This is a genomic window from Aminobacter sp. P4_D5, assembly GCF_056401815.1.
The window spans coordinates 1-1480 of record NZ_JBFUIP010000366.1 but is presented as its reverse complement, the minus strand read 5'-3'; the positions used below and the strand labels follow the sequence as shown (position 1 = coordinate 1480).

Below are 1480 nucleotides of genomic sequence, written 5' to 3'. Positions count from 1 at the left end.
GGCGCGAAGAACCATGAAATCCATGGCGGTCTCGACTTGATGGCCACGTTCGCCTCGGCCGCCGGCGTGAAACTGCCTGAAAACGACCGTGAAGGTAAACCAATCTACTTCGATAGCGTGGACATGACCCCTGTGCTGACGGGCGCGGGCAAGTCCCCACGCAGCGAATGGTTCTATTTCACCGAGAACGAGCTTTCGCCGGGCGCGGCGCGGGTCGGCAACTATAAGGCCGTCTTCAACCTCCGCGGTGACGACGGCGCTGCGACCGGCGGGCTGGCGGTGGACAGCAACCTCGGCTGGAAAGGTGCGGAGAAGTACGTGGCGACGGTGCCGCAAGTCTTTGACTTGTGGCAGGATCCGCAAGAGCGCTACGACATCTTTATGAACAACTACACGGAACGGACGTGGACGATGGTTACCATCTCGGACGCCATCAACAAGCTGATGAAAACCTACGTCAAGTATCCGCCGCGGAAACTGCAGAGCGAGAGCTACAGCGGACCGCTTACACTTACGAACTATCAGCGGTTCCAGTGGGTTCGGGATCAACTCGACAAGGAAGGCATCAACCTAGCGATTCCGACAGGAAACTGATCGATGCTTGGTGAAGGAGGCCCGGGCGACTGGGCCTCCTTTTTTCCGGAAAAGTAGGTCAGGGCGGCGGGGCCAAATACTCACACGACCATGGCAAGCTGGGTTTGGGTAGACGATCATGGCCACTGCAAATTCACAGCTTCGACAGGAACCACGCTGGGCTCCGGCGCTCGCCATTCTTGCAGTGGTGGTGTTGCTGGCGGTGTTGCCTCATCACGTACAGATCATGCCGAGATGGGTATCATATGTCGTGGTGCTGGCAATCTTAGTGCCAATGGCTGGGGTCACGTTCTCTGCTGGCAACGCCCACTTCTGGCTACGTGCCGAGAGGATCGCAATCATCATGTTTGCCGCGCTGTACGTCGCCAACACGGCGCTGGAACTTGCGGACATGATCGGCATCATCACACTGCATCCGCCCGAAACCCGTACGATCTCATTGCTCTCCTCTTCCTTGGCAATATGGGTCACCAACGTTCTGGCGTTTGCGTTGCTTTACTGGCAGATCGATCGTGGCGGCCCTTTTGCATGGGAGAGCGGAAAAAACTTTCCAGACTGGCTCTTTCCGCAATCTGCGACGCCTGACGTTGCTCCGCCGGACTGGCGGCCGCAGTTCGTTGACTTTCTCGCCTTGGCCTACAATACGGCAACAGCTTTTAGCCCGACCGATGTCCTGCCGCTTAGCAGRCGAGCCAAGATGCTAATGACCCTCGAAAGCGGAATTTCATTGCTTACACTTGTCATAGTGGCGGCACGCGCCGTGAACGCGCTTCCATAAAATCGCAAACCATAGACTACCACGGGGGAAAAGATCGCAAGATGCCCAGTATTGACGCGGATCAGCTATCCACGGTGATCTCCCACGCGTTAGCACCATCGTTTCTGC

Annotated in this window: 1 protein-coding gene and 1 pseudogene; both read left to right on the top strand. The window is 57.1% G+C overall.

Features of this window, described 5'->3' with window-relative positions; all coding sequences use genetic code 11:
- Positions 1–594 (top strand): annotated as a pseudogene (locus AC1DWF_RS31920) (arylsulfatase); the annotation flags it as partial.
- 118 nt (positions 595–712) lie between these two features.
- Positions 713–1372 carry a hypothetical protein gene (locus tag AC1DWF_RS31915; RefSeq protein WP_476787260.1) on the top strand — a complete coding sequence of 220 codons (660 nt, stop codon included), beginning with the start codon at positions 713–715 and terminating at the stop codon, positions 1370–1372.
- Positions 1373–1480: the final 108 nt, after the last annotated feature.